At 66.4% G+C, this 25114-nt stretch carries 21 protein-coding genes; 15 read left to right on the forward strand and 6 right to left on the reverse strand.

Going from position 1 to position 25114, the window contains the following annotated elements:
- Position 1 precedes the first annotated feature (1 nt).
- From AC2CQI_RS06570 to AC2CQI_RS06595, 6 genes are read left to right on the forward strand one after another with little or no spacing between them, the layout of a single operon-like run.
- Positions 2-1003, forward strand: a complete 1002-nt coding sequence (locus tag AC2CQI_RS06570) for a polysaccharide deacetylase family protein (protein ID WP_075802948.1) — start codon at positions 2-4, stop codon at positions 1001-1003.
- Entirely contained in the window at positions 1000-2307 is a 1308-nt protein-coding gene (locus AC2CQI_RS06575; protein WP_484579604.1) for a lipopolysaccharide biosynthesis protein, read from the forward strand. Before AC2CQI_RS06570 ends, AC2CQI_RS06575 begins: the two co-directional genes overlap by 4 nt.
- A complete protein-coding gene (locus tag AC2CQI_RS06580; RefSeq protein WP_484579605.1) occupies positions 2304-4229 on the forward strand; it encodes a hypothetical protein in 1926 nt (641 codons plus the stop codon). The genes AC2CQI_RS06575 and AC2CQI_RS06580 overlap by 4 nt, the downstream gene beginning before the upstream one ends.
- Before the next feature lie 46 nt (positions 4230-4275).
- Complete coding sequence (locus tag AC2CQI_RS06585) at positions 4276-4962, forward strand: N-acetyltransferase (RefSeq protein WP_484579606.1); 687 nt, start codon at positions 4276-4278, stop codon at positions 4960-4962.
- Positions 4962-6116, forward strand: a complete 1155-nt coding sequence (locus tag AC2CQI_RS06590; protein ID WP_484579607.1) for a GNAT family N-acetyltransferase — start codon at positions 4962-4964, stop codon at positions 6114-6116. The genes AC2CQI_RS06585 and AC2CQI_RS06590 overlap by 1 nt, the downstream gene beginning before the upstream one ends.
- Entirely contained in the window at positions 6098-6907 is an 810-nt protein-coding gene (locus tag AC2CQI_RS06595) for a carbohydrate deacetylase (protein WP_484579608.1), read from the forward strand. Before AC2CQI_RS06590 ends, AC2CQI_RS06595 begins: the two co-directional genes overlap by 19 nt.
- 144 nt (positions 6908-7051) lie before the next feature.
- On the opposite strand, the gene AC2CQI_RS06600 is transcribed toward AC2CQI_RS06595, so the two are convergent.
- Entirely contained in the window at positions 7052-7243 is a 192-nt protein-coding gene (locus AC2CQI_RS06600) for a hypothetical protein (protein ID WP_075802954.1), read from the reverse strand.
- Positions 7244-7368: 125 nt separating this feature from the next.
- Here AC2CQI_RS06600 and AC2CQI_RS06605 point away from each other — a divergent pair, with 125 nt between their 5' ends.
- Positions 7369-11433 (forward strand): dermonecrotic toxin domain-containing protein, encoded by a 4065-nt coding sequence (locus tag AC2CQI_RS06605; RefSeq protein ID WP_484579609.1) that lies wholly within the window; start codon positions 7369-7371, stop codon positions 11431-11433.
- A gap of 6 nt (positions 11434-11439) precedes the next feature.
- Here AC2CQI_RS06605 and AC2CQI_RS06610 read toward each other — a convergent pair whose 3' ends face one another.
- A complete protein-coding gene (locus tag AC2CQI_RS06610) occupies positions 11440-13692 on the reverse strand; it encodes a putative bifunctional diguanylate cyclase/phosphodiesterase (RefSeq protein WP_484579610.1) in 2253 nt (750 codons plus the stop codon).
- A gap of 137 nt (positions 13693-13829) precedes the next feature.
- Between AC2CQI_RS06610 and AC2CQI_RS06615 the strand changes: the two genes are divergently transcribed.
- The 5 genes from AC2CQI_RS06615 (at position 13830) to AC2CQI_RS06635 (ending at position 18246) form a co-directional block, all read left to right on the forward strand.
- Positions 13830-15452 (forward strand): NADP-dependent glyceraldehyde-3-phosphate dehydrogenase, encoded by a 1623-nt coding sequence (locus AC2CQI_RS06615; protein WP_484579611.1) that lies wholly within the window; start codon positions 13830-13832, stop codon positions 15450-15452.
- Positions 15453-15578: 126 nt separating this feature from the next.
- Positions 15579-16040: a VOC family protein gene (locus AC2CQI_RS06620; protein WP_484579612.1), complete on the forward strand. Its 462-nt coding sequence runs from the start codon at positions 15579-15581 to the stop codon at positions 16038-16040.
- A 174-nt stretch (positions 16041-16214) separates the two neighbouring features.
- Positions 16215-17402, forward strand: coding sequence for a hypothetical protein (locus tag AC2CQI_RS06625; RefSeq protein ID WP_484579613.1), 1188 nt, complete (start codon positions 16215-16217; stop codon positions 17400-17402).
- Positions 17403-17507: 105 nt separating this feature from the next.
- Positions 17508-17861 carry a hypothetical protein gene (locus AC2CQI_RS06630; protein WP_484579614.1) on the forward strand — a complete coding sequence of 118 codons (354 nt, stop codon included), beginning with the start codon at positions 17508-17510 and terminating at the stop codon, positions 17859-17861.
- Between the two features lie 97 nt (positions 17862-17958).
- Positions 17959-18246: a hypothetical protein gene (locus AC2CQI_RS06635; RefSeq protein WP_075802961.1), complete on the forward strand. Its 288-nt coding sequence runs from the start codon at positions 17959-17961 to the stop codon at positions 18244-18246.
- Between the two features lie 3 nt (positions 18247-18249).
- On the opposite strand, the gene AC2CQI_RS06640 is transcribed toward AC2CQI_RS06635, so the two are convergent.
- From AC2CQI_RS06640 to AC2CQI_RS06655, 4 genes are all read right to left on the reverse strand, one after another.
- Positions 18250-18510 (reverse strand): DUF1652 domain-containing protein, encoded by a 261-nt coding sequence (locus AC2CQI_RS06640; RefSeq protein ID WP_484579615.1) that lies wholly within the window; start codon positions 18508-18510, stop codon positions 18250-18252.
- 209 nt (positions 18511-18719) lie between these two features.
- Entirely contained in the window at positions 18720-19583 is an 864-nt protein-coding gene (locus AC2CQI_RS06645) for a pirin family protein (protein ID WP_484579616.1), read from the reverse strand.
- A gap of 95 nt (positions 19584-19678) precedes the next feature.
- Positions 19679-20581 carry an alpha/beta fold hydrolase gene (locus AC2CQI_RS06650; RefSeq protein WP_075802964.1) on the reverse strand — a complete coding sequence of 301 codons (903 nt, stop codon included), beginning with the start codon at positions 20579-20581 and terminating at the stop codon, positions 19679-19681.
- An 18-nt stretch (positions 20582-20599) separates the two neighbouring features.
- Positions 20600-21232: a LysE family translocator gene (locus tag AC2CQI_RS06655; protein ID WP_075802965.1), complete on the reverse strand. Its 633-nt coding sequence runs from the start codon at positions 21230-21232 to the stop codon at positions 20600-20602.
- 292 nt (positions 21233-21524) lie between these two features.
- Between AC2CQI_RS06655 and AC2CQI_RS06660 the strand changes: the two genes are divergently transcribed.
- From AC2CQI_RS06660 to AC2CQI_RS06670, 3 genes are read left to right on the forward strand one after another with little or no spacing between them, the layout of a single operon-like run.
- The gene (locus AC2CQI_RS06660) at positions 21525-22004 is read left to right on the forward strand and encodes a GNAT family N-acetyltransferase (protein ID WP_075802966.1); all 480 of its coding nucleotides are present in this window, start codon (positions 21525-21527) and stop codon (positions 22002-22004) included.
- Between the two features lie 24 nt (positions 22005-22028).
- The gene (locus tag AC2CQI_RS06665; protein ID WP_484579617.1) at positions 22029-23756 is read left to right on the forward strand and encodes a gluzincin family metallopeptidase; all 1728 of its coding nucleotides are present in this window, start codon (positions 22029-22031) and stop codon (positions 23754-23756) included.
- Positions 23753-25036: a hypothetical protein gene (locus AC2CQI_RS06670; RefSeq protein ID WP_484579618.1), complete on the forward strand. Its 1284-nt coding sequence runs from the start codon at positions 23753-23755 to the stop codon at positions 25034-25036. Before AC2CQI_RS06665 ends, AC2CQI_RS06670 begins: the two co-directional genes overlap by 4 nt.
- The last annotated feature ends 78 nt before the right edge of the window (positions 25037-25114 follow it).

A 25114-nucleotide genomic window follows, 5' to 3' on the forward strand; every position in this document is an offset into this window, starting at 1 on the left:
CATGCCGATCAAGACCACGCTCAAGCGCGCCCGAGGCTGGATCTACCTCAACTCCCCGGCGGGCCGCCGCCAGTTGCAGGGCGCCGGGCTGATCCTGATGCTGCACCGGGTGCTGCCGGACGACCGCGCCGCTGCCCTGCCCCATCGCAACGAGCTGTGCCTCGGGCCGCTGGCCTTCGAGCGCCTGCTGCGCTGGCTGCGCGGGCACTTCGAGTGCCTGCCGCTGCTGGACCTGCTGCACGGCCAGGGCAGCGGCAAGCGCCCGCGGGTGGCGCTGACCTTCGACGACGGCTGGCGCGACAACGCCCTGCACGCCTTCCCCCTGCTGCAACGCTACGAAGTGCCGGCGAGCATCTTCCTGTCCACCGACTACATCGGCAGCCGCCAGCGCTTCTGGTGGGAAAGCCTTGGTGAAACCCTGTGGGGCAGCCATGGCGAGCCGGCACGGCATCAGTTGATCGAGAAACTGCGCCGGGTCGGTCGCCCGCTGCCCGCCGCCTACTTCATGCACGATGCGCCCCGGGCCCGCAGCCTGGCCCTGGCGCATTATCTGCAAAGCCTGAAAAGCCTGGCCGCCCCGGCCCTGCATCTGCTCACCGATGCCTGCCCGGAGGAGTCCCTGCCCCAGGCCCTGAACTGGCAACAGGTGCGGCAATTGGAAGACTCCGGGCTGGTCCGCTTCGGTCCGCATGGCGCCAGCCATGCCCTGCTGCCAGGGCTGGACGACCATCGCCTGGAAGAGGAAATCAGTCGCAGCCACCGTGCCCTGCGCAACGGCTGCCGCGATCCGCTGCCGGTGTACTGCTACCCCAATGGTGACCATGACCTGCGGGTGCGCCAGCGCCTGGCCGCGCACCAGTACCCCTGGGCCCTGAGCACCCGCCCCGGCCTCTGCCACTGCAGTGACGATCCGCTGGCCCTGCCGCGCATCGGGGTCAGCCAGCGCAATGCCAGCCGACCTGCGCTGCTGGCCTGGCGCATCAGCCGCGGAGGCCGCTCATGAACCGCAGCCACTACTTGCGCCACCTGCTGCTGAGCATGGGCACCAGGCTGGCGATGATCGCCCTGCGCCTGTTGCGCAATGTGCTCCTGGCGCGCCTGCTCGGGCCCAGCGAGCGCGGGCTGTTCGCCCTGCTGAGCAGCCTGCCGGACCTGATCGCCGCCGCCACCAGCGGCGGGCTGAACAGCGCCATCGGCTACCAGGCGGCGCAGCAGCGCAATCTCGGCCTGCTGCTGACCCAGGTGCTGGTCTACGGCTGCCTGCTGGCGGGGTTGCTGACCCTCGTCTGCCTGGCCGTGCTGCGCGGCTTCGGTATTGAACTGGAAGTTACCGAGCAACTCGGCCTGCTGGCCTGGCTGCTGTTGCTGGCGGTGCCCCTCAGCGTGCTGAAAAGCGGCCTGCTGACCCTGCACAACGCTACCGGCGGCGTGGGTGCCTTCAATGCCCTGCGCCTGAGCGAATCCCTGGCGCCGTTGCTATTGTTCCTCGCGTTCTACTGGCTGTGGCCCGACGCGGCGCTGTCGGCGGCCCTGGCCAGCTGGCTGCTGGGTCTCGGCCTGGTGGTGGTGCTCGGCCTGCTGTGGCTGCGCCGTGGCCGGCAACTGCACCTGTGCTGGGACCGCAGCGGCCAGCGCGAGCTGCTGGCCTACAGTGCCAAGAGCCATCCGGACCTGTTGTTCCAGCAGGTGATCCTGCGCTCGGACTACCTGTTCATCAGCGCCCTGCTCGGCAGCGCCGCCCTCGGTCACTACGCCATGGCCAGCGCCGCCGCCGAACTGCTGCTGATCGTCCCCGAGGCGGTGACCACGCCCTTGATGAAACGCCTGCTGCAACAGGACGCCGGCATGGAGCGCCTGACCCCGTTGGCCCTGCGCCTGACCGCCACGGTGATGCTCGGCGCCTGCCTCGGTATGGCGCTGATCGGCGAATGGCTGATCGTCACCCTGTTCGGCGCCGCCTACCAGCCGGCCTATCCGGCGCTGCTGGCCCTGCTGCCGGGGCTGTTCGGCCTGTGCTACGCGAGCATCCTGCGCCTTGACCTGCTGGGCAAGAACCGCCCCGGCAGCGTGTCGCTGATGATGGGTGCTGGCGCGGCGCTCAACCTGGTCCTCAATGTGCTGCTGATCCCCCGCTACGGCATCGTCGGTGCCGCGCTGGCTTCGTCCATCGCCTACCTGGCGGTGACCCTGGCCATGCTGGTGCTGTATTGCCGGCTCAGTGGCGTGGCCTGGTGGCGGGTACTGATCGTGCTGCCCGCCGACCTGCTGCCGCTGTGGCGCATGCGGCCCGGGAGGGTTGCCGGATGAAGACCGTCGTCGCGCTGTTCGCGGGTCTGCTGTTCAGCAGCCTGGCCAGTGCCGGGCAACTGCGCTGGCCGGATATTCGCGACGGTGCGCTGTATTTGACGCCAGGACGCAGCGACACCCTGCACCTGGACTGGGTCGGCGCCTGGCAGGCCAGCGCCAATCCCGAGCAGATGTTCCTCCTCGATGGCCAGGGGCGCCTGGCGGCGCGCCGCGATATCGCCGCCAGCGAGGTGCGCGGGCAGCAGCCATGGCCGTTGCGCGCCGGGCTCGGCAGCTATCGCCTGGAGATTCCCGGCTACAGCTTCCGGCGCTTCCGGCCGGCCTTCAGCGACAGCACCCGGGTGCAGTTCGCCCCGGCGAAAGTGCATTTCAGCCTTCAGGTGGAGGCCGGGACGGCGTTCTACTTTCGCATCGGCCCCGGCGAGCAAGCCGTGCTGGCAGGCAAATACCATGGCGGCGTCAGTGGCCTGCGCGCGGTGCGGCTCGCGGATGGGCAGAGCCTGGACCTGCTGCTGAACCCGCAAGCGGCCTACTGGCAGTTCCAGCAGGTCAGCCTGCCGGTCAGCCAGAAAGCGCAGACCTGGCGGCTGGAGCTGCAAGGCAGCGGCAAGGCGGCGTTCTGGCTCGACGGCACAGCCAACCTGTTCGCACGCCGCATCGAAGACCTGCAACCCTTGGAGGAGCAGCCCGGCAACGTCGATCTGCGCCTGGACGGCAAGCACCTGGGCCCGACTGCGAAGCTGGGGCTGAACCTGCCCTATCTGCTGCCGCCACCCGCCAGCCACGAAGTGCTGGATGCCCTGAAGCCTCGCGCCGCCGGGTTCTACAGCTTCGTCGACGTACTGGCGCGGCAGCCCGGTTACGAGACCGGTTTCCGTCGCCTGTATCGCCAGCGCTTCGGCATCGAGGACGACATCACCCTGCTCGCCGCCAGCGGCCGCCGCGCCGACCTCAGCGATGACAGCACCAGCCGTCGCGGCCTGGACGCCTGGCTGGCAGCCAGTGTCGCCCTGGGTGGCAGCGGCCGGCACTACCTGGCCTTTGCCGACGAGCCCAACCTCAATTACACCCGCTACGAGGACTTCCGCGCCTTCTTCGCCCAGCGCCTGCAACAGGTCGAGGACTACGCCGGGGCTCGCGAGGCCGGGGTGCGCATCGCCCTGCCGGCCAGCTCGCGGCTGTTCAACGGCCCCACCACCGAACGCAGCGACGAGCGTCGTGGCGCCGACTGGGCCCGGCGCTTGCTGGAGGAATTCGGCCCGCGGGTCGATGCCCTGGCCTGGCACGAATGGATGGTCCGCGACCTGCTGGCGACCCGGGCCTATCGCGACCAGGTACGCCAGGCCGCCGGGCTGGTCGGCCTGGACGAGCGCGGCCGGCCACGCAAGGCGCTGCTGCTGGACCAGACCAACCTGTCCAGCGGCTCCAGCCTGAGCCTCTACGAACAGGACGGTCACCTCGGCGCACTGTGGTGGGCCTCGGTGGCGATCAACGCCAGCGCCGACGGCCTGCTGGACATGCTCAACTGGTTCCAGGCGGCCGACGAGCCGGAGTACCCCAAGGGCATGCTGCGGGTCCTCGGGCCGCGCACCTTCGAACTCAAGCCGGTGGGCCTGGCCCAGCAGTTCCTCCAGCAGCACTGGCTGGACGAGGTGCTGCAACTGGACAACGACGCCTTCGAGGTGGACGCCCTGGCCATGGCCCGCGGGCCCCGGCGCAGCCTGCTCGGGGTGAACAAGAGCGAGCGCCTGCAACGCGTGCGCTTCGACAGCGGCGCCCGGCAATGCCCGGCGCAAAGCGTATTGACCTTCTTCGGACCCGATCATCAGCCACGCCAGGCCGACCTGGCCTGCCATGACGGATACATCGGATTCGAATTGCCGGGGCAGACGATCTTTGCCCTGGGCTGGAACGCGTCGTGAACCGCGCGACGTCGATCACCTGTCTTGCCCGCTCCTGGAGGCAATCATGCGTGTACTGAACCAGCTGCATACCCACATCAGGCACAAAGGACTGCGCTCGGCCCTGAACACCGCCTTCCGGCACTATGTGTTCTATCACTGGGAACTGCTCTGGATGGAGCGCGACCTGGTCAGCCCCGTTCCACCGCACAACCTCAAGTCCAGCCCGCCGACCCACAGCGAGCTGATCACCCTGCACAACGTGCATGCCTTCGCCCGCTACTTCGGCGACCGCCTGGAGACCATGCGCGAGCTGGTCGCCGAAGGGCATACCGGGATCATCCACCGCGACCCGGAAGGCCATGTGGTGGCCTTTATCTGGGGCTGCCCGAAGGACTACCACGACCATCATTTCTATGGCTGCTGGTTCCCGGTCAAGCCCGGGGAGTTCTTCGAGTTCGGCGGCGAGCTGACCCGCGCCTACTGGGGCACCACCCTGTCGGTGGACCTGCAGCTGGACCTGTGGAAGGCCATGAGCAAGCAAGGCTGCGACAAGGTGGTGGATGTCTGCGAAAGCCACAACATCCCGGCCCTGAAACTGCACATGCGCATGGGCTACCACGAGCAGCACCGGGTGACCCACGTGTACTGCCTGTTCGGGCGCTGGAAGTTCTTCCGGCAAAGCCGCTACGAGGGCTCGCGCCTGGCCGGGCTGCACAAGCCGGCGGCGCCTGCCGCGATGGGAGCGGCCTGATGGGCCTGCGCCTGAGCTGGTTGGGCTCGCTGGCAGAGCCCGGCTTTCCCGAAGCGGACTATGAAACCCTGCGCCAGCGCCTGCCCCAGGCCACGCCGTTCAATGGCCTGGCCTGGTTGCGCGCGGCCGAGGCGGCGGTGCGCCCAGGGCAGAGCGTGCAGGTGCTGCTCGGGCATGACGACGGGCGCCTGTGCCTGTGCCTGCCCCTGCTGCGCATGCCGTTGCGCGAGGGTTTGCCGGGGTTCGTGGTGCTGCGCCATCTGGGCTGGCCGCTGAGCGATCGGGTCGGGCTGATGGTCGATCTCGACGAGCAGGATGCGCCGCAGGTACTCCGGGCGATTCGCAAGCACCTGCCCCATGCGCTGCTGCAGCTCAACGAGCTGACCGCCGGCGAGCCCTGGTTGCGGCACTGGAGTTGGCACTGTTCGACCTACGAATGCCGACGCGTATGCAACGTGCCGGTACACGGGATCAGCGCCGCGGACAGGCAGGAGGTCAGCGGCGACCCGCGCTACAAGCTGCGCCGGGCGCGCAAGCGGATCACCGCCTGTGGTGCCCGGGTGCATCGGGTACGGGTGGATGCCGGGAATATCGAAGACTGGCTGCAGCGTATCGCGGCGGTCGAGGACGCCAGCTGGAAGGGCGATGACGGGGTCGGCATCTTCAGCTCGCCGTCATCACGGGCATGGATGTTCCAGGCCCTGACCGCCCTCGCCGGCGAAGACCGCGTGCGCCTGGTCGTGCTGGAACTCGATGGCGGGTGTATCAGCTATCGCCTCGGCCTGCTGGAACGCGGCCGCCTGTATGACTACAACCTGGCCTTCCTGCCCGCCCATGCCGAACTGGGCAGTGGCCGGGTGCTGTTGCAGGAATGGATCGACTGGGGGCTGGACGAGGGCTGGCAATGGATCGACGCCTCGCGGGTCAGCCTGGAGAACTCCAGCCACCAGTTGCACGAACGCATGACCGGGCAGATCGAGCATCTGCGCCATGGTTTCTACAGCTGGCGCCCGTCCGGCCTGTGCCTGGGCCTGGCCTTGCGCCTGTGGCGGCGCTGCCAGCCCTGGTTGCGCCCGGGCAAGCCGCGTGCTGCCGGCAAGCCTTCCCCTCGCCCTTCCGTTGCAGGAGCTGCGCAATGTCCCTCCAGGTCATAGTCAATGCCGACGATTTCGGTCTCAACGAGGCCACCAATGCCGTGATCCTGCGGGCCTTCCAGAGCGGCATGATCAGTTCTGCCACGGCCATGGCCAACATGCCGGCGTTCCGCAACGCCTGTGCCCTGGCCAGGCAACAGCCAATGCTGCGCGGGCGGGTCGGGCTGCATTTCAATATCAGTCACGGGCGCCCCTTGAGTGATGCGATTCTCGAGGAACCGCTGTTCTGCAATGGCGCCGGGGAATTCGAGTTCAGCCTGTCGCGCAAGAGCCTGTGGCTGAAGAAGCGCACCCGGCAGGCGGTGGAGCGGGAGCTGGCGGCGCAATGGCAGCATTGCTTGAGCCTGGGCTTGCTGCCCAGCCATCTGGACTCGCACCAGCATGTACACAACGTCTGGCCGATTGGCGAGATCGTCGCCCGCTTCGCGGCACGGGAGAGGGTGCCGGTGCGGCTGGCGCGCAATATCGGCGGCAATATCGGCGCGGGGAAACGGGCGTTCAAAAGCCTGTTGAACCGACGGCTGCGGCAGTTGGCCGGGGCCAGTGCGGACCATGTCTGCACCCCGGTGGACCTGCGCGATGGGCTGGTCCCGCAGAGCGGGTTGCTGGAGGTGGTGGTGCATCCGAGTGCGCTGGGGTATGCGGATTTCGGCGATGCCTATCTGCACAGCGGGGAGTCATTGCTGGATTTGCTCGAGGATCGGCTGCCGGGGGTGAAGCGGGTTGGGTATGGGGTGTTGGCGCGGGGAACCGCCCGGGCGCCGCGTCTCAACACGACGCGCTCGGTGTAGTGGCCGCCTCAAGCATCCCTGACCGATGCAAAACCCTGTGGGAGCTGGCTTGCCAGCGATGAGGCCATCCGGAACAAAGCTGTTGTCAGTTCCGGCCAAATCGCTGGCAAGCCAGCTCCCACGGGGTTTTGCGTCGTTCTTGCTTCACTCCTCGCCAACCTTCGGAAACCGCCGACAACTCTTGCGCTCCATCATCTGCTTGTCCGTCGGCCGTTCATCGACGAAGCGCGCCTGGCCATCGCTGTGGATTTCCAGGAAGCCCCAGCGCAGGTCCTTCTCCGTCTGCCCCGGTTTGGGCGGTTCGAACCACCAGACCTCGCGGCTGATCAGTGCCATGCAAATCCCCTCGGTTGAACACTCTCGTCTCCTGACACTATAGCCAGCGCCCCGCATAACTATGTGCCACCCCACGCCAGGCAGGACGCGGTGTGCTGGCGCTCCTTCAACACGGAGTGCCACCCATGACCGAGAACGCCGCCCCCAGCTTCCACGACCTGCACGTCAAGGAGCGCCTGCCACGCTGGCTCGAACACCTGAACCCCGAGCAACTGGCCCGCCTGAAACACCTCGAGGACTATTCCAACTGCACCTGGGCCAACAACGCCTCCCTAGAGCTTCGCGCAGCCCTGGCCCAGGCCCAGCAACGCAACCGCCAGATCACCTTCGCCCTGGCCCGGGCCACCGCCGACCTGCGCAGCATCCCGGAATTCAGCGCGCCGCTGCTGCTGCACCACTTGGGCCTGGACAGCCTGCAACTGCACGACCTGAAGTTCGTACGCTTCACCCGCGACTGGAACTGGAAAGCCCTGGCCACCGACCTCAACCACAAGGTCGAGCCCCTGCTCCAGGCCGCCCTGCAAAACTTCGAGAAAGACGCGGAAATGCAGCCGGAAAGCGCGGCCATCCGTGGCGAGTTCAAGGTCGGCTCGTTCAACGGCTACGCCCGCTACAGCTTCGATGCCCTGCCCTTCAGCGCCGCCGATTTCGCCGCGCGCTGCCACGAACTGGACCTCGGCCAGCGCTACCAGCAGCACCTGGAAAACGTGCTCAACCGCGAAGAGGTGCGCAACCTCGGCATCCGCGCCCGGCGCGAGGCGCTGCAACTGGAACTGATCGTGGCGCGCATGCGCGGCATGCCGGGCGATCATACCCAGGTCCAGCGCCTGCTCGACGGCGCCAGCGATGCGCCGCGCTGCCAGCATTTCAGCCTGTTCGGCGTGGATGTCCTCGACGCCCTGCTGATCCGCCCGGCCCAGGGTGAAAGCCTGTTCCTGTACATGCCCGGCATGCCCCAGGCCCTGCTCCATTACCCGAGCCTGGCCGCCTGCCAGGGCGCGCTGCTGCGCCTGCTGTGCGATCCGGCCATGCGCCAGCGCTTCTACACCTTCATCCAGCAGGACAAGCTCGAACACTTCGCCAGCGTGCTGCAGCGCAACCTCACCGGACAGACCCTGGCCGGCGACCGCGACCGCCTGTGGAGCACCCCGGCAGACACTGACCTGCACTGGGAGAACAAGAACATCAAGGACGACCTGTTCCCCTTCCTCCAGGACCGCCATTACCGCCGCCTGCGCAACGAAGCCCGGCTGCTCGCGGTGCCCAGCGCCGAAGTCGACGAAGCCGCGCGCCAGCGCCGCCTGCACTATTGGGAGTCGGTCGGGCTCGACGTACTGGGTGTCGCGGCGTTCTTCATCCCAGCCGCCGGCAGCCTGATGATGCTGGTGTTCGCTGCGCAGATCCTCGATGAGGTCTACGAGGGCGTGGAGGCCTGGGAACAAGGCGATATCGACAACGCCCTTGACCATGCCAAGGCGGTAGCCATCGATATCGGCGCCGCCGTGGCCACCGGGGTAGCCCTGCATTACGGCGGCAAGCTGGGCTCGAAGCTGCTGGAAGTGATCCGCCCCGATGGCACGCCGCGCCTGTGGAACGGCGATCTCGCGCCCTATCGCGTCGAGGCACCCGCCACGGCCAGGCGCAACGAACTGGGACTCCTGGAAAGCGGCGGCGAGCACTACCTGCCCCTGGACGACGGCCACTACCGCGTGCAGCGCCATGCCGACGGCCAGCGCTGGCAGATCCGCCACCCGGACAACCCGGGGGCCGCGCAACCCCTGCTCGAACATAACGGCGAAGGCGCCTGGCACGGCGCCCACGAGCGGCCACTGGAATGGCCGGAACACACCCTGCTGCGCCGCCTCGGTGGCAAGGTGGCGGACTACAGCGACGACGAACTGGATATCGCCCGGCGCATCAGCGGCACCCGCCGTGATGAACTGCTGGACGTCTACCTCAAGCACCGCCCTACGCCACCCCGACTGTTGGCGACCCTGCAACGGGTACGCGCCGCCGTGCCGGCCAGCGACCCGCTGGAGGCGGTGCTCGAAGGCCTGTATCACCCGGAGCGCTGCCTGCCGGCCAGCGAACGCCTGATCCTGCTCAGCCTGCCGGAGCAGCCCGGCTGGCCCGCCGACTGCACCCTGGAACTGCGCGCCGGGGATCGCTCCGGACCGCTGCTGGAGCGGGCCGGCGAGCGCTTTGCCGGCGACTTGCGCACGCTCCTCAAGGGCCCGGAGGGCTATCAGGCCAAACCCGGCGGCCCGCGCCACCGTGATCTGTTCGACGCCATCGGCAAGGCCGTGCCCGAGCTGGGCAATGCTTCGCGCAGCCTGAAGAACCGCATCGTCTCCCAGGCCCTGGAACAGCCCGAACGCACCCGCAGCCTGATCTGGTCCGGCCACAGCGGCGGCTGGCGTGACGAAGGCCGCTTGCTCGGCGGCTTCGACACCCCGCCACGGACGTTCCACTACCCGTCGTTCCGCCCGCCCGTCGATCCCCTGCGGGCGCGCTACTGCCGGTTGTATCCCGCCAGCAACGAGGAACAGGCAGGCAACGCCCTGCGCGCCTGGAGCGACGCCGGCAAGCAGCCGCACCTGGAATTGCGCACCCTGGAACAACAACTCGACTACCTGCGCACCGCCCTCGGCCAATGGGCTTCGGTCGCGCCCCGGCGTACGGTGGCGCGGGACACGCTGATCCGCTGCTGGCAGCGCAACCAGCTCAACCCACAGGAACTTAACCTGTCCACCGTCGGCCTGACCGACGAGGACCTCGCCACCCTGCCCCACCTGGCCGACGCCTTCGGCCATGTCGAGGAACTGCACCTGAGCGGCAACCCGCTGCGCTCGATGCCCTACCTGCTGACCGGGCAATTGCCCCGGATGCATACGCTGTTCGCCAGCGCCCTGGAGCTGGAAGAACTGCCCGGCGGCCTGACCCCGGCCCTGAAAAGCCTGGAACTGACCGACAACAACATCGTCTGGAGCCAGCAGTCCCAGGATGCCCTGGCCCGCTACCCGGCGCTGGAACGCCTGAACCTGGCCGGCAACCCGCTCACCGTTCCACCGTACCTGCCCGCCGCGCCGAACCTGATCGAGGCCAACCTGTTCGATTGCTCGCTGTACGAGATGCCGGTGCACCTTGAGCGCCTGCCGAACCTGGAACACCTCGACCTCTCTTCCAACCACATCAGCGCGCTGCCAGCGGGCCTGGAACAGCACCTGTCGGCCGACGCCCGGCGCGCCTTGAGCCTGGAACACAACCCGCTGGACGACGATGCCCTGAACCGGATCGACCTGCACTACCAGACCACCGGCATCGACCTGCTGGTGGCCGAGGATGACTACACCAGCCTGCTGCTGGATGCCGACGACGCGACCCAGGCCTGCTGGGAGCGCCTGGCCCGGCTGATGCCGGTGGAGTACCGCCGCGATCTGCGCGGCATTGCCGACGAGCCGATGTACCACGCCGCACCGGTGACCACCCGGCGACGCTTCTGGTTCATGCTGCACTGGCTGGAGGGCAGCCCGCGGGCACGGGCCTCGGCCAAGCGCATCGATGCCAGCAAGCTGCTGCAGTACGAAATGCTCGCCGACCTGGAGCAACCGGAACCCTTCGCCACGCACCGGCAACGCACCGAGCACTACCTGCGCATCGCCGTGTCCGCCGCGCGCTGCCTGGCCCTGGACGATGCCCTGACTGCCCGGGTCCCCGGAGCCAGCCGCGAGCAGATGGAGGCCCTGAGCGCCCTGACCCTGCAACGCCTGGGCAACGACCCGCAACTGCGCCTGCGGATCGCCCCCACGGCACGGGAACCGGTGAACCTTGACGGCGTGCAAGAGCAGGCTCGGCAACTGGATGGGTTGTGGACCAGCGCCCTGCGTCATCAACTGCGGCTGATCGATGGCTCGACCACGGTCGGGCGCGATGCCCTGCTCGCCGAGGAGCCCAATGGCGAGCCGGCCCTGGGGTTCTGGGTCCGGCATCTGCAGCAGCGCTACCACGTGCAGTTCGAGCAGTTGCAGGAACAGGCCAATGCGCAACTGCTGGACGCTGAGAACCTGCTCAGCGAAGGCGAATACCTGGCCGAGGCCAACCACCTGCGCCAGCAACTGGAGCGCGAACGCAAGCGCCTGCTGGACGACCTGACCCGCAGCATCGCCGACGGCAGCCAGACCCACTGGTGACGCGGGTCAGTACGGCACGCTGGTAAAGCGTTCCCCGGCCAGCCAGTGCTCGAAGCGCTCCGCGGGCATTGGCCGGCCGATCAGGTAACCCTGGCCGTGGTCACAGCCGGCATTGCGCAGGAACTGATGCTGGGCATGGGTCTCGATGCCCTCGGCGGTGATGCGGTAACCCAGGGCGTGGCCCAGGTCGATGATCGCCCGGGTGATCGCCACGTCGTTCTCGCCCTGGGGCAGGTCCTTGATAAAGGCCCGGTCGATCTTCAGATGGTTGATCGGCAGGGCTTTCAGGTACGCCAGGGACGAATAGCCGGTACCGAAGTCGTCCACCGCCGTGGCCACTCCCAACGCTTGCAGTTGCGCCAGGACCTCGCAGGCATGCTGCTGGCTTTCCATCAGCAGGCTCTCGGTGATTTCCACTTCCAGTAGCTGCGGGCTCAACTCGTAGCGTTGCAGGCAACGGGTCAGGCTCTGCACATAGTCGCTGCGCTCGATCTGCAGGGCAGCGACATTGATGGCGATCGGGCCGGGCAGCAGTTCCCGGTCGCGCCATTCGCGGATCTGCTGGCAGACCATCTCCAGCACCCGCTCGCCGAGGGGAATGATCAGCCCGGTGCGCTCGGCCAGGGGAATGAAATCGCCCGGCGAAATCAGCCCGTGCTGCGGATCACGCCAGCGCAGCAGCGCTTCGGCGCCTTCCACCCGGCCACTGAACAGGTCGATGCGCGGTTGGTACCAGAGCTCGAATTCCTGCTCCTGCAGAGCCCGGCGCAAGGCGCTTTCCATGGCCAGGCGCTGCTGCAGGCGCGCGGTCATATCGGCGTGATACAGGCGCCAGGCGTTGCGCCCGCCCTCCTTGGCCGCATACATCGCGGTGTCGGCATGGCGCATCAGGATCTCGGCGGTATGCCCATGCTCCGGACACATGGCGATGCCGATGCTGCCGCTGACCAGCGCGGCATTGCCCTTGAGGTCGAAGGGGCGCTGCAAGGCACGCAACAGGCCGTCCACCACCTTGCCCACGTAGTCCAGGCTGTCGGCGCGGGTCAGGATGAAGGCGAACTCGTCGCCGCCCAGCCGGCACACCGTATCGTCCAGGCCGATCCCGGCACCGAGGCGTTGCGCGGCCTGCTCCAGCAGCAGGTCGCCGAGGTCGTGGCCAAGGCTGTCGTTGACCTGCTTGAAACCGTCGATATCCAGCAACAGCACGGCCATCTGCACCCGTGGCGCAGCCAGGGCCTGCTCCAGCCGGCGCAGGAACAGCACACGGTTGGGCAGGCCGGTAATGGCGTCGTAATGGGCCAGGCGCTCCAGTTGCGCCTGGGAATGCTTGAGTTCGGCATTGCGCTGGTTGATCAGGCGGTTGCTGCGGTTCAACTGGGCGACGAACACACTGAACAGCCCGGTGGTGCACAGGGCGAACAGGAACAGCGGCGAGGCGAACAGACTGATCGACGACCAGCCGCTGCGCGGCATGGCCGCCAGTTGCCAGGTACCGCCCGGGACATCGACCTTGAGGGTCACCGCGGCATCGTCGAACAGCTTCGCCTCGCCCCAGATCATCGCGCCCTGGGCGCCTTCGCCATCGGTGCCGCGCAAGGCCAGGCGGAAGGTCGAGTCCTCGACCACCCCGGCAGCCCGCAGCAGGCTGTCGACATCCGCGACCACCGAAACGTTGCCCCAGTACAGGCGCACGCCCTTGTGGCCCTTGAGGAACACCGGCCGCCGATAGATCAGGCCGCGCCCGCCCTGGTACAGCTCCACCGGTCCGGCGAGCACCACGTCCTGGCGTTCCCGCGCCCGCTGCACCAGTGGGTACTGCCGCGGCAGCGCCCGATAGTCGAGGCCGATGATGCGCTCGTTGTTATTGCTGCCGGCCGGGTAGACATCGGCGATCACATCGTTGGGCGCCACCGAGATATGACGGATATAGGGCACCGATTCCAGGGCCTGGCGCGCCATGTCATGAAAATGTGCAGTGGAAATATCACCATCGGCACTGAGCAGTTGGGCAATGCCCTCGGTCTCACCAAAGGCCGAGCGCATCTGCGCCTCGAGCCCGGCGCGGATACCCGACAGGCGCACGCTGGCATTGGCGATCAGCTCGCTTTCCTGACGCTGCACATCGAGACGGCCAAGGGCAACGGACAGACCGATGCCGATCAGGGCGAAACCGATGGGTAGCAAGCGATAAGCGGTGGAGCGCACGCGGGTGGGGAGAAGTCGGGAGGTGTTGCCCTGGACCAGTATTCTTGTCGTCATACGCCGGCTGCTTGCGTCCGTTTCCCGGGTTATCGGCGATGGCAAAACAATATTGAGGCGTGCTGGCTTTTTTTTGCGCGCCGGCGTTATTCTCGACTGAAACGTTTCACCCAACATAGAAAAAGAGGTGTCGTGCCATGGATCGTCTGCTGGATTCGCTGTTTCCCACTGCCGAGGAAATTCCCGAGGTGTACCGCCTGGGTCCGCCCCTGGAGCAGCGCGACTACCTGGTCAATGGCGAGCTGCGCCGCTGGGACGGGCCGCTGGCCACGGTGCGCAGCCCGATCTGGCTGAAGCAGGCCGACGGCAGCGAACAGCAGGTGATCCTCGGCAGCGCGCCGCTGCTGGATGCCGACACCGCCCTCACCGCCCTCGACGCTGCGGTACACGCCTATGACAAGGGCCGCGGCGCCTGGCCGACGATGCGCGTGGCCGAGCGTATCCGCCATGTCGAGGGCTTCCTCGGGCGCATGCGCCAGCAGCGCGAGGCGGTGGTCAAGCTGCTGATGTGGGAAATCGGCAAGAACCTCAAGGATGCCGAGAAGGAATTCGACCGCACCTGCGACTACATCGTCGACACCATCGGCGCCCTCAAGGAACTGGACCGCCGCTCCAGCCGCTTCGAACTGGAACAGGACACCCTCGGCCAGATCCGCCGCGCACCGCTGGGCGTGGCGCTGTGCATGGGCCCCTACAACTACCCGCTGAACGAAACCTTCACCACCCTGATCCCGGCGCTGATCATGGGCAACACCGTGGTGTTCAAGCCGGCCAAGTTCGGCGTGCTGCTGATCCGTCCGCTGCTGGAAGCCTTCCGCGACAGCTTCCCGGCCGGGGTGATCAACGTCATCTATGGCCGTGGTCGCGAGACCGTCAGCGCCCTGATGGCCAGCGGCAAGGTCGATGTGTTCGCCTTCATCGGCACCAACAAGGCCGCCAGCGACCTGAAGAAGCTCCACCCGCGCCCGCACCGCCTGCGCGCGGCCCTCGGCCTGGATGCGAAGAACCCCGGCATCGTCCTGCCCGAAGTGGACCTGGACAACGCGGTCAACGAGGCCCTCACCGGCGCCCTCTCCTTCAACGGCCAGCGCTGCACGGCACTGAAGATCCTCTTCGTGCACGAGCAGGTGGTGGAGGCCTTCCTGGAGAAATTCCAGGTCAAGCTGGCGGCGCTCAAGGCCGGCATGCCGTGGACCCCGGGGGTGGGCCTGACGCCGCTGCCGGAACCGGGCAAGATCGACTACCTCAATGGGCTGGTGGATGACGCCCTGGCCCATGGCGCCAAGGTGCTCAACCCTGGCGGCGGGCAGAGTCGCGGTTCGTTCTTCTACCCGGCGCTGTTGTACCCCGTGAGCCCGGCGATGCGCGTGTACAACGAGGAGCAATTCGGCCCGCTGGTGCCAGTGGTGCCCTATCGCCACCTGGAAACAGTGGTCGACTACGTGCTGGATTCCGACTTCGGCCAGCAGTTGAGCCTGTTCGGTACCAACCCGGCGGAAATCGGCCGGCTGGTGGACACCTTCGCCAACCAGGTCGGGCGGATCAATATCAACGCGCAATGCCAGCGCGGTCCCGACACCTTCCCGTTCAATGGCCGCAAGAACTCCGCCGAGGGCACCCTGTCGGTGCATGACGCATTGCGCGTGTTCTCCATCCGCACCCTGGTTGCCACCAGGTTCCAGGAGGCCAACAAGGAGCTGATCAGTGACATCATCCGCAACCGCGAGTCGAGCTTCCTGACCACCGACTACATCTTCTGACGACCGTCCGGCGGGCTTCATGCCCGCCGGTTTGCGCTTTTGCCGATCCTGTACAAATATACAGGTCTGCGTCCGGGGTATTGGCCCCGGGCCTGACCCATGGTGTTACGACAGGAGGAACAGGCAATGGCAGCAAAACCCATCCCCGAAGGTGCACACAGCATCACCCCGTACCTGGGCATCAAGGACGCCCACCAGGCCATCGACTTCTACAAGGCCGCCTTTGGCGCCGTCGAGATGTTCCGGCTCGAAGGCCCGGACGGCCGCATCGGCCATGCCGAACTGAAGATCGGCGATTCCTCGATCATGCTCGCCGAGCCCTGCGACCAGGCCTCGCTGGTCAGCAGCCAGTCGCAGCCGGGGGTTTCCGTCGGCCTGCACCTGTATGTGGAAGATGTCGATGCGCGCTACGCCCAGGCGATCGCGGCCGGGGCCACCCAGGTCAGCGCGGTGCAGGACCAGTTCTACGGTGACCGCAGCGGCACCCTGAAGGACCCGTTCGGCAACCTGTGGTTCATCTCGACCCACAAGGAGGACCTGAGCGTGGAAGAGATCCGTGCCCGTGCGGCGAAGTTGTTTGGTGGTTGAAGTATGCTTTCGATCCTGCGCGATCGCCTGTAGGAGCGTGGCTTGCCCGCGAAGGACCGCGCAGCGGTCCCAAATTTGTGCTGGCAACACCATTTTTGGGACCGCTGCGCGGTCCTTCGCGGGCAAGCCACGCTCCTACGAAAAGCAGAGCCCATTCGCACCCCAAGGACCTCCATGCGAATCATCGATAAAAACGCCGCCCTGGTACGCAGCCTCACCCCTGCCGAGGACGACCTGCTGCGCGGCTTCAACCGCGGCACCCTGGAAGGCCCGCGCCTGCTCCAGGCCAACCAGTTGCTGATGAAGATCCGCGGCGCCGGCCACTGGCTGGCCTGCGACTGCAACAGCAAGGCCATGCCGGTGCTCAATGTCACCCTCAACAGCCACACCGGCACCCTGTTCCTGAAGAACAACCCCGGCACCGCCGAGCACACCACCGACTGCCCGTTCATCAAGGACGAACGCGAAGCCGGCGACAGCGACACCCAGGACACCCCGCCCGCCTGGCTGGCCCCGGATGCGCCGCTGCGCCTGCTGGGCGATTTCCGCCGCGCTTCTGCTGATGAAGGCACGGGCAGCGGCACCAGTGACAAGCGCGAACAGCACCGCCTGCTCTCCCTGCTGCTGACCTGGATCGAGGCCAGCGGCCTGAACGTCTACGCCACCCACCTGAAAAAGGACCTGACCGCGCAGTTCGCCGAACTGCGCGGGGTCGCGGCGCGCTACCCGCTGATCGAGCGGGTCCCGGCCAGCAACTACCTGGAAACCCGCCTCGACATGAAGCACATGATGATGCTCAAGGCGCGCCTGCGGGAGTCCACGGTATTCGGCAATCACCGCCGCCACGGCCTGCTGCTCGATTGCGTCAACCAGATCAAGGCGCGCAAGGTCTACAACGAGCGCAGCGAGGACGGCTTCGACTTCCAGGGCCATCATCTGCTCTGGGGCGGCAGCCGCACCCCGGGCCCGCTGCTGGCCCTTGGCATCTATTCCCCCGCCAGCGCCGGCAGCCATTTCTACGAACTGATCCATGTCGCCAGCGTTCCGGTGCTGTCCCGCGGCCACCTGTTCCCGGTGTACCGCGATGAAGAGCGCGAACCGTTGAAGATGCTGGTCTCGCTGATCGACTGGATGGCCAGCAAGGGCGTGCGGGTGACCATGCGCCGGCCGGTGATCGGTGGCGAGGTCATGGATGAACTGGTGCTCAGTTCCGACCAGGACCGGGTGCTGTCCATCTCCCTGACCGAAAAGCCCATGGGCCCGGAGCCGGAGGTCGAGCATTTCCGCCGCTATGCCGACTTCAAGGGGCTGGATACCTTCCGCAAGTATGTGGCGGGGTTCTTCATGCGGGGTCGGGAATGAGTCTGTAGCCAAGCACCATTGGTCGGCGCGGGCACGCATGCGGTCGCACCTCCTTTCCCTGGGCTTACCCAATGACAGGTATCCCAGCGAAAAAGGAGTTCGATCATGAAACGTACAGCGTTTGCCGCATTGCTCTTCACTGCCCTGCTTGGTGGCCATGCCATGGCCGACACCGGACCGACCAACCCCAATCCGAGCACACCGGGAATGGGCTCGGGCGTACCACCGGAAATCCCGGCGCCGGGCAGTACCGATCCACGGATGCAAGGCAGTGATCCAGGTCGCCAGGGCGGCGCCAGCACGGACGGGACGGACCGAACCAAGCGTCCGGAAACCATGGATGACCGAGGCACCGAGCGGGGCAACGAGCGTAATGGCTCGGACATGGGTGGCTCGGGTGGTGGATCCGGAATGGGCGGATCGGGTACAGGCACCGGCACGGGTTCAAGTCAGCCCTGAACCCGCAAGATTGCTGAAATCTTTTGAGAAGAAGTCTCCGCGCCATGGTCTAACCTCCATCAGCCAGCATCCGCCCGCTCAAAAGGAGGTGACTACCATGGCCGCGGCTATCGCCCCTCGCCCTCAACCACTGGAGATCGCATTCACCCGCGACACGCTTTTTGGTGTCTCTACCCAGAGCGTGGAGTGCCAGGTGCAACTGGAGGCCTTGAACATCGCCGGGAAGCCGGGCGTCCAGCTACAGATCACCCCACCCCTTCCGGCCCGCCTGGATCGCGCGCACACCCTGGTATTCACCTGGCGCGGTCATATGTGTCGAGGCATCGTGCAGTCTTCCCGCCAGTGCCATGACGGCAGCCTGCAACTGCGACTGGAACTCCAGTAACCCTCAGCGCCCGGTCAGCAGGTGCGGCGTTACGGCCTGGTCGCGCTGGCGCCGAACCCGACTGACCAGCTCGGCCAGGGCCCGGCAATTGGGCAGTTCACTCAACTGGATATCCCGCACCGTCAACGCCGCCCGGCTTGCATCGGCAGGAAAATGCAGGGTCAGCGACATCCCGTCACTGCAGCTGACCTGGCAATGGTCAGGCAGGAACGCCCCCTCGATCAGTTGGCGCAATTCCAGATCGCACACTCCATTCATAGGCATGATCAACCCCTCCGCAGGCAAGGATGGCCGTCCAAGTCAGAACCTGCCGGGGGCCGGCGTCCAATGGAAAAAAGCCATCTGCAAGCGCTTGCTCCATTGAGGCCGGGCATGACCGCATGCCGTCGGATCTCGTACGTCCTGTAACAGGGAGGGTCCCGCGGCAGCGCCGGTTCAACGGCGTGTCGCGGGGATCGGACGAAAGGTCGGCATCAACCCATGTGGCCGAAACGGCCGGCATGGAAATCGTCGAAGGCCTGGACGATTTCTGCCTGGCTGTTCATGACGAACGGACCGTAGCCGACGATGGGCTCGTCCAGGGGTTCGCCACTGAGCCAGAGCAGCATCGCGTCACTTTCGGCCTCGATCAGCAGCTCATCGCCAGCGCGCTCGAACAGCACCAGTTGCGCGGCGCCTGCGCGGTTCTCGCCATTGATCCGCACCGAACCCCGCAGCACCACCAGCGCGGCGTTGCGCCCTTCACCACCGGCCAGACGCAGCGACTTGCCGGCGCCCAGTTGCACATCCCAGACATCCATCGGCGTGAAGGTCCGGGCCGGGCCCAGGTGCCCCAGGTAGTCACCGGCAATCACCCGCAGGCTGCCCGCGCCGTCGTCCAGGGCGATACGTGGGATATCCGCCGCCAGCAGCGTCTGGTAACCCGCAGGCGCGGACTTGTCGCGGGCCGGCAGGTTGACCCAGAGCTGGACCATTTCCAGCATGCCGCCGCTTTCGGCGAACGATGGCGCATGAAACTCTTCATGGATGATCCCGCCTGCGGCGGTCATCCACTGCACGTCGCCCGGGCCGATAAAGCCGCCGGCACCGGTGGAGTCACGATGCTCCAATTCGCCCTGATAAACGATGGTCACGGTTTCGAAGCCGCGATGCGGGTGCTGGCCGACGCCACGGCGGGCGCCGGTCGGGGCGAAATGCTGCGGTCCGGCATAGTCCAGCAGCAGGAACGGGCTGATATGCCGGGCCAGATTGTCGTAGCTGAACAGGCTGCGTACCGGGAAGCCATCACCGACCCAGTGGGCAGGCGGGGCCTGGTAGACACCTTGAATCTTCTTCATGAGAAACCTCCTCGTTGCATGGGAACACCATACCCATGCAGCGAAAGAGGCGGTAGAGGGCAAAAAGCGCTTTCACTGTTCCACTGATGGAACGATCAGGCGGATTTGAACTGAGGCTCAACGGCAGCCTGCAACAGCCAGGCTTCGATCCGGTGCGCACTGTCGTGGGGATCTTCCTGCATGAAGCAATGTCCGCCAGGGACCTTGTGCGGCTGCACGTTCGGATTGAGCCGGGCCCAGCGCGACAACGAGAGCGGGACAAAGGGATAGGTCTGCTCGCCATGCAGCACCAGGGTCGGGGTCTGCACCCGGGACAACGAGGCCCACATGCGTTTCGGGAACGAGCTGAAGATCTCCACCTCGCGACTTGGCCGGCAACGCAACACCACGCCGGCGCCGCATTCGCCGATGGCATGGGCGACATACGCCTGCAAGGCCGCCTCGCTCCAGCCCTTGAAGATGCCCCGGCCCTGCAGCGAGTCATGCGCGGCCTGGCGGTCGGGCCAGTAGCTGCGGCGGGTCGCGGCCTTGCGGGCGAGGCCGTGGCGACGGTGCATGCCGAACCAGCTCGCGACCCCCATCACGCCGATCATCGAGCGGCTGAACACCACCGGGTCGAGGAGCACGGCACGCTGGAACAGCTGCGGTTCGAGTTCCAGCATCAGCCCGGTCAGCACGCCGCCGAAACTGTGGCCCACGGCGAAGCAAGGCACGTCAGCGTACTCGCCGCGGCCTGCCTCGAAGGCCTCAAGGGCCAGTTCGGCGCTACGGTTCCAGCCCACGAAGGGCCCGCCGTGATCGCTGTCGCCATGGCCCTGCACATCGCTCAGCCACAGGTCGAAATGCACCGCCAGCAACTCCAGCAGCGGCTGGTAGGCCAGGCAGCAGAAGCCGTTGCCATGGATGAAATGCAACAGCGGCTTGCCGCTGGCCGGGGAGCGCCAGCCGCGCAGGGTGAAGTGTTCGGCGCAATCATGCGCCCAGGGGATCAGTTCCATCGAGGCTCGCAGCAGGAATCAGGAAAAGCCCGATTCTACAAACAGGAGCGGATACAGAGATAGCACCAGCAGCGCGGCCATCAGCAGGTTAAACCGCCGAAGCCAGCGGGGATCCTGCAAAAAGCGGCGCAAGGCGCTGCCGAACATGACCCAGACGCACACCGCCGGCAGGTTGACCAGGCAGAACACCAGGGCGATGACAACGACGTTGACCAGGTAGCCCTGGGCTGGGGTGTAGGTGGTGATCGCGCCCACCGCCATCACCCAGGCCTTGGGGTTGACCCACTGGAACGCCGCCGCACCGAGGAAGCTCAGGGGCTTGCTACTTTCCGCCGAGGCCGCCGACATGGGCCCGGAGGTGGCGATCTTCCACGCCAGGTACAGCAGGTAGGCCGCGCCAGCGTAGCGCAGCACCGTGTAGGTGAACGGATAGACCTTGAACACCTCGCCCAGGCCCAGGCCGACCGCCAGCACCATGACCATGAAACCGATGCTCACCCCGAGGCCATGGGGCACGCTGCGGCGCACACCGAAATTGACCCCCGAGGCCATCAGCATGGTGTTGTTCGGGCCGGGGGTGATGGAGGACACGAAAGCGAACAGCACGAAGGCTGAAAGCAGGTTCAGGGAGGTGAGCAGCATGGCGGGTATTCCTGGTGGGAGGTGTTTCGAGTTGTGGGATTTACCCTACCGTGAATGTTTTAGTGATGACCGGTACAGTCACCAAAAATTATACAGGCACACAATACTGTTATGGTTGTCGAAGAAACCTGTGGGAGCTGGCTTGCCAGCGATTTGGCCAGATCAGGCACCATCGCTGTCCGTGCCGGCCTCATCGCTGGCAAGCCAGCTCCCACAGGGTTTTACAGGCGTTTCAAGAGCAGTGTCAGGTGCTGGCAATCTGGACTAGGATGTCGCCACCCCTCTCAACCGGAAACCCTTCATGCCCCTGCACATCCGCCCTGCCCGCCTCGACGACGCCGACCAGATCCTTGCCTTCATCACCGAGCTCGCCGACTACGAGCGTGCCCGCCACGAAGTGGTCGCCAGCGTCGAGCACATCCGGCAGAGCCTGTTCGCCGCCGACAGCACCGCCAAGGCCCTGATCTGCGAACGCGACGGCCAGGCGATCGGCTTTGCCGTGTACTTCTTCAGCTACTCCACCTGGCTCGGGCAGAACGGCCTGTACCTCGAAGACCTCTACGTCACCCCACAGGCCCGCGGCACCGGCGCAGGCAAATTGCTCCTGCGGCACCTGGCCCGGCTGGCCTGCGACCATGAGTGCGGCCGCTTCGAGTGGAGCGTGCTGGACTGGAACCAGCCCGCCATCGACTTCTACAAATCCATCGGCGCCGAACCCCAGGACGAATGGGTGCGCTACCGTATGGACGGCGAAACCCTGCGCGCCTTCGCCAGGGGCTGATCGACTCAAGGGACACACCGACACATGGCAGTGAAAGCGAACACCCAGACCTTCACCATCCTCGCCCAGGACCCGGCCATCGAACGCGCGCCCGGACAGCCGCTGTTCGCCCGGGTCGGCGTGCCCCTGGAGCGCCTGGCCGATGGCCCGGTTGGCTACCGGGTCAAGGTGGTGGACTTCGATGCCGACGCCAATCGCCTGTATACGCCGCATCACTACGCGCATGCGCCGGACGACACGGCCATCGACCCGTTCGATCCGCCGGACGCCAGCCTGATCGGCCAGCCGAACTTCCACTGCCAGCAGGTCTACGCAGTGATCATGCGCACCCTGGCGCGCTTCGAACTGGCCTTAGGCCGGCGCGTGGCCTGGGGTTTCGACGGCCATCAACTGCATGTGGTGCCCCATGCCTTCGTCGAGGCCAACGCGTTCTACTCGCGGGAGGACCGCGCCCTGCTCTTCGGGTACTTTCAGGACGAAGCGCAAAACTGGGTCTTCACCTGCCTGTCCCACGATATCGTCGCCCATGAAACCACCCATGCCATCCTCGACGGGCTGCGCGCCGGCTTCATGCGCGCCTCAGGTCCCGACCAGGCCGCCTTCCACGAAGGCTTCGCCGATGTCGTCGCGCTGCTGTCGGTGTTTTCCCTGCGCGAGGTGGTCGAGTTCGCCCTGACCTGTGATCGCGGCGTGCCCCTGCACAAGCAGGGCACGACCCGCCTGATCGACGGCGCCGCGCTGAGCATCGATGCCCTGGCGAACACCCTGCTGTTCGGCCTCGGTGAGCAGTTCGGCCAGGCCGTCAGCGGCCTGCGCGCCAACCCGCTGCGCCGTTCCATCGACAAGCGCCCGTCCACCGACTACCTGGACAGCGGCGAGTACGACGAACCGCACACCCGCGGCGAGATCTTCGCCGCCGCCATGCTGCGCTGCATGCTCGAACTGTGGGTGGCGCGCTGCCAGGACCTCGGAACCTTCGGCGACCACCTGTACAACCTCGACGCGGTGATCGACGAAGGCGCCAAGGCCGCCGACCAGTTGCTCACCATCGCCATCCGCGCCCTCGACTATTCGCCGCCGCTGGACCTGGAGTTCGGCGACTACCTGGCGGCCTTGCTCACGGTCGACAGCGAGGTGGCGCCGGACGACTCGCGCTTCAGCTATCGCCAGATCATCCGCGACACGTTCGCCAGCTATGGCATCCGGGTGCCTGCCGCACGCACAGACGCCGACGGCTGCTGGCTGACCTTTGCCGGCAATGACCAGGTGCGCTACCAGAGCAGCCATTTCGATTCGATGCTGCGCGACCCGGAAGAGGTCTTCCGTTTCCTCTGGGAAAACCGCGAAGTGCTGCAGATCGACGAGCGCGCCTATACCGAGGTGGTCTCGGTGCGCCCCAGCCTGCGCTTCGGCCCCGACGGCTTCATCCTGCGCGAGACGGTCTGCGAGTTCACCAGCCGGGTCAACCTGTTCGGCGCCGAGTTCACCTCGGTGTTCAAGGAGCCGCGTCCCGAGTGGCTCACGCCAACCACACCCTTTACCGTCTACGGCGCCGGCACGCTGATCTTCGACCAGTACGGGCGGATCAAGTACTGCATCCAGCGCCCGCTCAACGATGCGCGCTGGCAGGTGCGCCGCCTGGAGTGGCTGTACGGCCCCGGCAGCGACGCAGCAGAGCCCGGCTCCGCCGCCGACCTCACCCGCATCCATCGCGCCCGGGCCATGCAAGCGCCCACGGAGGTTCGCTCATGAGTCCGATACGTCTGCACCTGTTCGCCTACCAGGTCGGTTTCGGCGATTGCTTCCTGCTGCGCTTCGTTTATCCGGACGCCAGTGCCCGGCATGTATTGATCGACTTCGGCACGGTGGGCATGCCCGCCGGGGTCAACAAGGCCACGCAGATGCTGCGCATCGCCAACGACATCAAGGACAAATGCGCCGGCAAGCTGAACGCCCTGGTCGCCACCCACCGGCATGCCGACCATATCAGCGGCTTCGACCCGCTGAAGAAAGGCAACGGCCCTGGCAGTATCATCCGCGCGCTGGAGCCGGACGTGGTGCTGCAACCCTGGACCGAGCAGCCCGACCTGGCCGAGAACGCCACCGCGCCGCTGGCGGCAGCCCATGCCCAGGCGCTGGCCGGCATGAATGAAGTGGCGCAGCGCCTGAAGACGCGCCTGGATGGCAAGCCCAAGGGGCTGACTGCCGAGCTGGACCGGCGCCTGGGTTTTCTCGGCGAGAACAACATCGCCAACAAGGGCGCGGTCAACAATCTGATCGCCATGGGCAGCCGCTCCGGAGCCCGGGCGGTGTATGCCCATTTCGGCAGCGACGACCCGCTGGCCGAGGTGTTGCCCGGCATCCGTACCCGGGTGCTCGGCCCGCCGACGGTGGAACAGAGTGCCGAGGTGCGCCGGGAGCGGCGTAGCGACCCGGAATACTGGCTGCGTGCGCCCTTGCTGTTTGCCCGGCCTGGCGCTGCCGGCGGCAGCAGCACCTCGCCCTTCCCCGGCGCAGCCTACGAGCGCGGCAGCAAGCTGCCCCAGAGCACGCGCTGGGTCGCCGGGCGGGTGCGTGCGGCCCGGGGTGAGCAGTGGTTGTCCATCGTCACCGCGCTGGACAAGGCGATGAACAACACCAGCCTGATCCTGCTGTTCGAGGCGGGAGGCAAGAAACTGCTGTTTCCCGGCGATGCACAGATCGAGAACTGGCGCTATGCCCTGAACCAGCCGGAAATAGCCGAACTGCTGGCTTCGGTGGACCTGTACAAGGTCGGCCATCACGGCAGCTTGAACGCCACGCCCAAGACCCTGTGGAACGGCTTCAGCAAAAAGGGCGAAGCGAAACACCCGGGGCGTTTGACCAGCGTGTTGTCGACCTTGCCCGGGCAGTATGGCGGCAAGAGCGAGGGTGCGGGTACCGAGGTGCCGCGGGTGCCGTTGCTCAATGAGCTGGACAAGGACTCGGACCTGCATGACACCCACCGGCTGGCAGTGGATGTGCTGTATGACGAGGTGATCCTCGAGCTTTAAGCCGGGCGCGGTCCCTGTGGGAGCTGGCTTGCCAGCGATAGCTATGGTGAATTCACTACCGCAATCGCTGGCAAGCCA

This window comes from Pseudomonas sp. P2S-1 (assembly GCF_057197725.1).

Excerpts from the sequence above, each read along its gene's own strand:
- AC2CQI_RS06570 (WP_075802948.1), top strand. The coding sequence starts at position 2 with ATGCCGATCAAGACCACGCTCAAGCGCGCCCGAGGCTGGATCTACCTC.
- AC2CQI_RS06575 (WP_484579604.1), top strand. The coding sequence starts at position 1,000 with ATGAACCGCAGCCACTACTTGCGCCACCTGCTGCTGAGCATGGGCACC.
- AC2CQI_RS06580 (WP_484579605.1), top strand. The coding sequence starts at position 2,304 with ATGAAGACCGTCGTCGCGCTGTTCGCGGGTCTGCTGTTCAGCAGCCTG.
- AC2CQI_RS06585 (WP_484579606.1), top strand. The coding sequence starts at position 4,276 with ATGCGTGTACTGAACCAGCTGCATACCCACATCAGGCACAAAGGACTG.
- AC2CQI_RS06590 (WP_484579607.1), top strand. The coding sequence starts at position 4,962 with ATGGGCCTGCGCCTGAGCTGGTTGGGCTCGCTGGCAGAGCCCGGCTTT.
- AC2CQI_RS06595 (WP_484579608.1), top strand. The coding sequence starts at position 6,098 with ATGTCCCTCCAGGTCATAGTCAATGCCGACGATTTCGGTCTCAACGAG.
- AC2CQI_RS06600 (WP_075802954.1), bottom strand. The coding sequence starts at position 7,243 with ATGGCACTGATCAGCCGCGAGGTCTGGTGGTTCGAACCGCCCAAACCG.
- AC2CQI_RS06605 (WP_484579609.1), top strand. The coding sequence starts at position 7,369 with ATGACCGAGAACGCCGCCCCCAGCTTCCACGACCTGCACGTCAAGGAG.
- AC2CQI_RS06610 (WP_484579610.1), bottom strand. The coding sequence starts at position 13,692 with ATGACGACAAGAATACTGGTCCAGGGCAACACCTCCCGACTTCTCCCC.
- AC2CQI_RS06615 (WP_484579611.1), top strand. The coding sequence starts at position 13,830 with ATGGATCGTCTGCTGGATTCGCTGTTTCCCACTGCCGAGGAAATTCCC.
- AC2CQI_RS06620 (WP_484579612.1), top strand. The coding sequence starts at position 15,579 with ATGGCAGCAAAACCCATCCCCGAAGGTGCACACAGCATCACCCCGTAC.
- AC2CQI_RS06625 (WP_484579613.1), top strand. The coding sequence starts at position 16,215 with ATGCGAATCATCGATAAAAACGCCGCCCTGGTACGCAGCCTCACCCCT.
- AC2CQI_RS06630 (WP_484579614.1), top strand. The coding sequence starts at position 17,508 with ATGAAACGTACAGCGTTTGCCGCATTGCTCTTCACTGCCCTGCTTGGT.
- AC2CQI_RS06635 (WP_075802961.1), top strand. The coding sequence starts at position 17,959 with ATGGCCGCGGCTATCGCCCCTCGCCCTCAACCACTGGAGATCGCATTC.
- AC2CQI_RS06640 (WP_484579615.1), bottom strand. The coding sequence starts at position 18,510 with ATGCCTATGAATGGAGTGTGCGATCTGGAATTGCGCCAACTGATCGAG.
- AC2CQI_RS06645 (WP_484579616.1), bottom strand. The coding sequence starts at position 19,583 with ATGAAGAAGATTCAAGGTGTCTACCAGGCCCCGCCTGCCCACTGGGTC.
- AC2CQI_RS06650 (WP_075802964.1), bottom strand. The coding sequence starts at position 20,581 with ATGGAACTGATCCCCTGGGCGCATGATTGCGCCGAACACTTCACCCTG.
- AC2CQI_RS06660 (WP_075802966.1), top strand. The coding sequence starts at position 21,525 with ATGCCCCTGCACATCCGCCCTGCCCGCCTCGACGACGCCGACCAGATC.
- AC2CQI_RS06665 (WP_484579617.1), top strand. The coding sequence starts at position 22,029 with ATGGCAGTGAAAGCGAACACCCAGACCTTCACCATCCTCGCCCAGGAC.
- AC2CQI_RS06670 (WP_484579618.1), top strand. The coding sequence starts at position 23,753 with ATGAGTCCGATACGTCTGCACCTGTTCGCCTACCAGGTCGGTTTCGGC.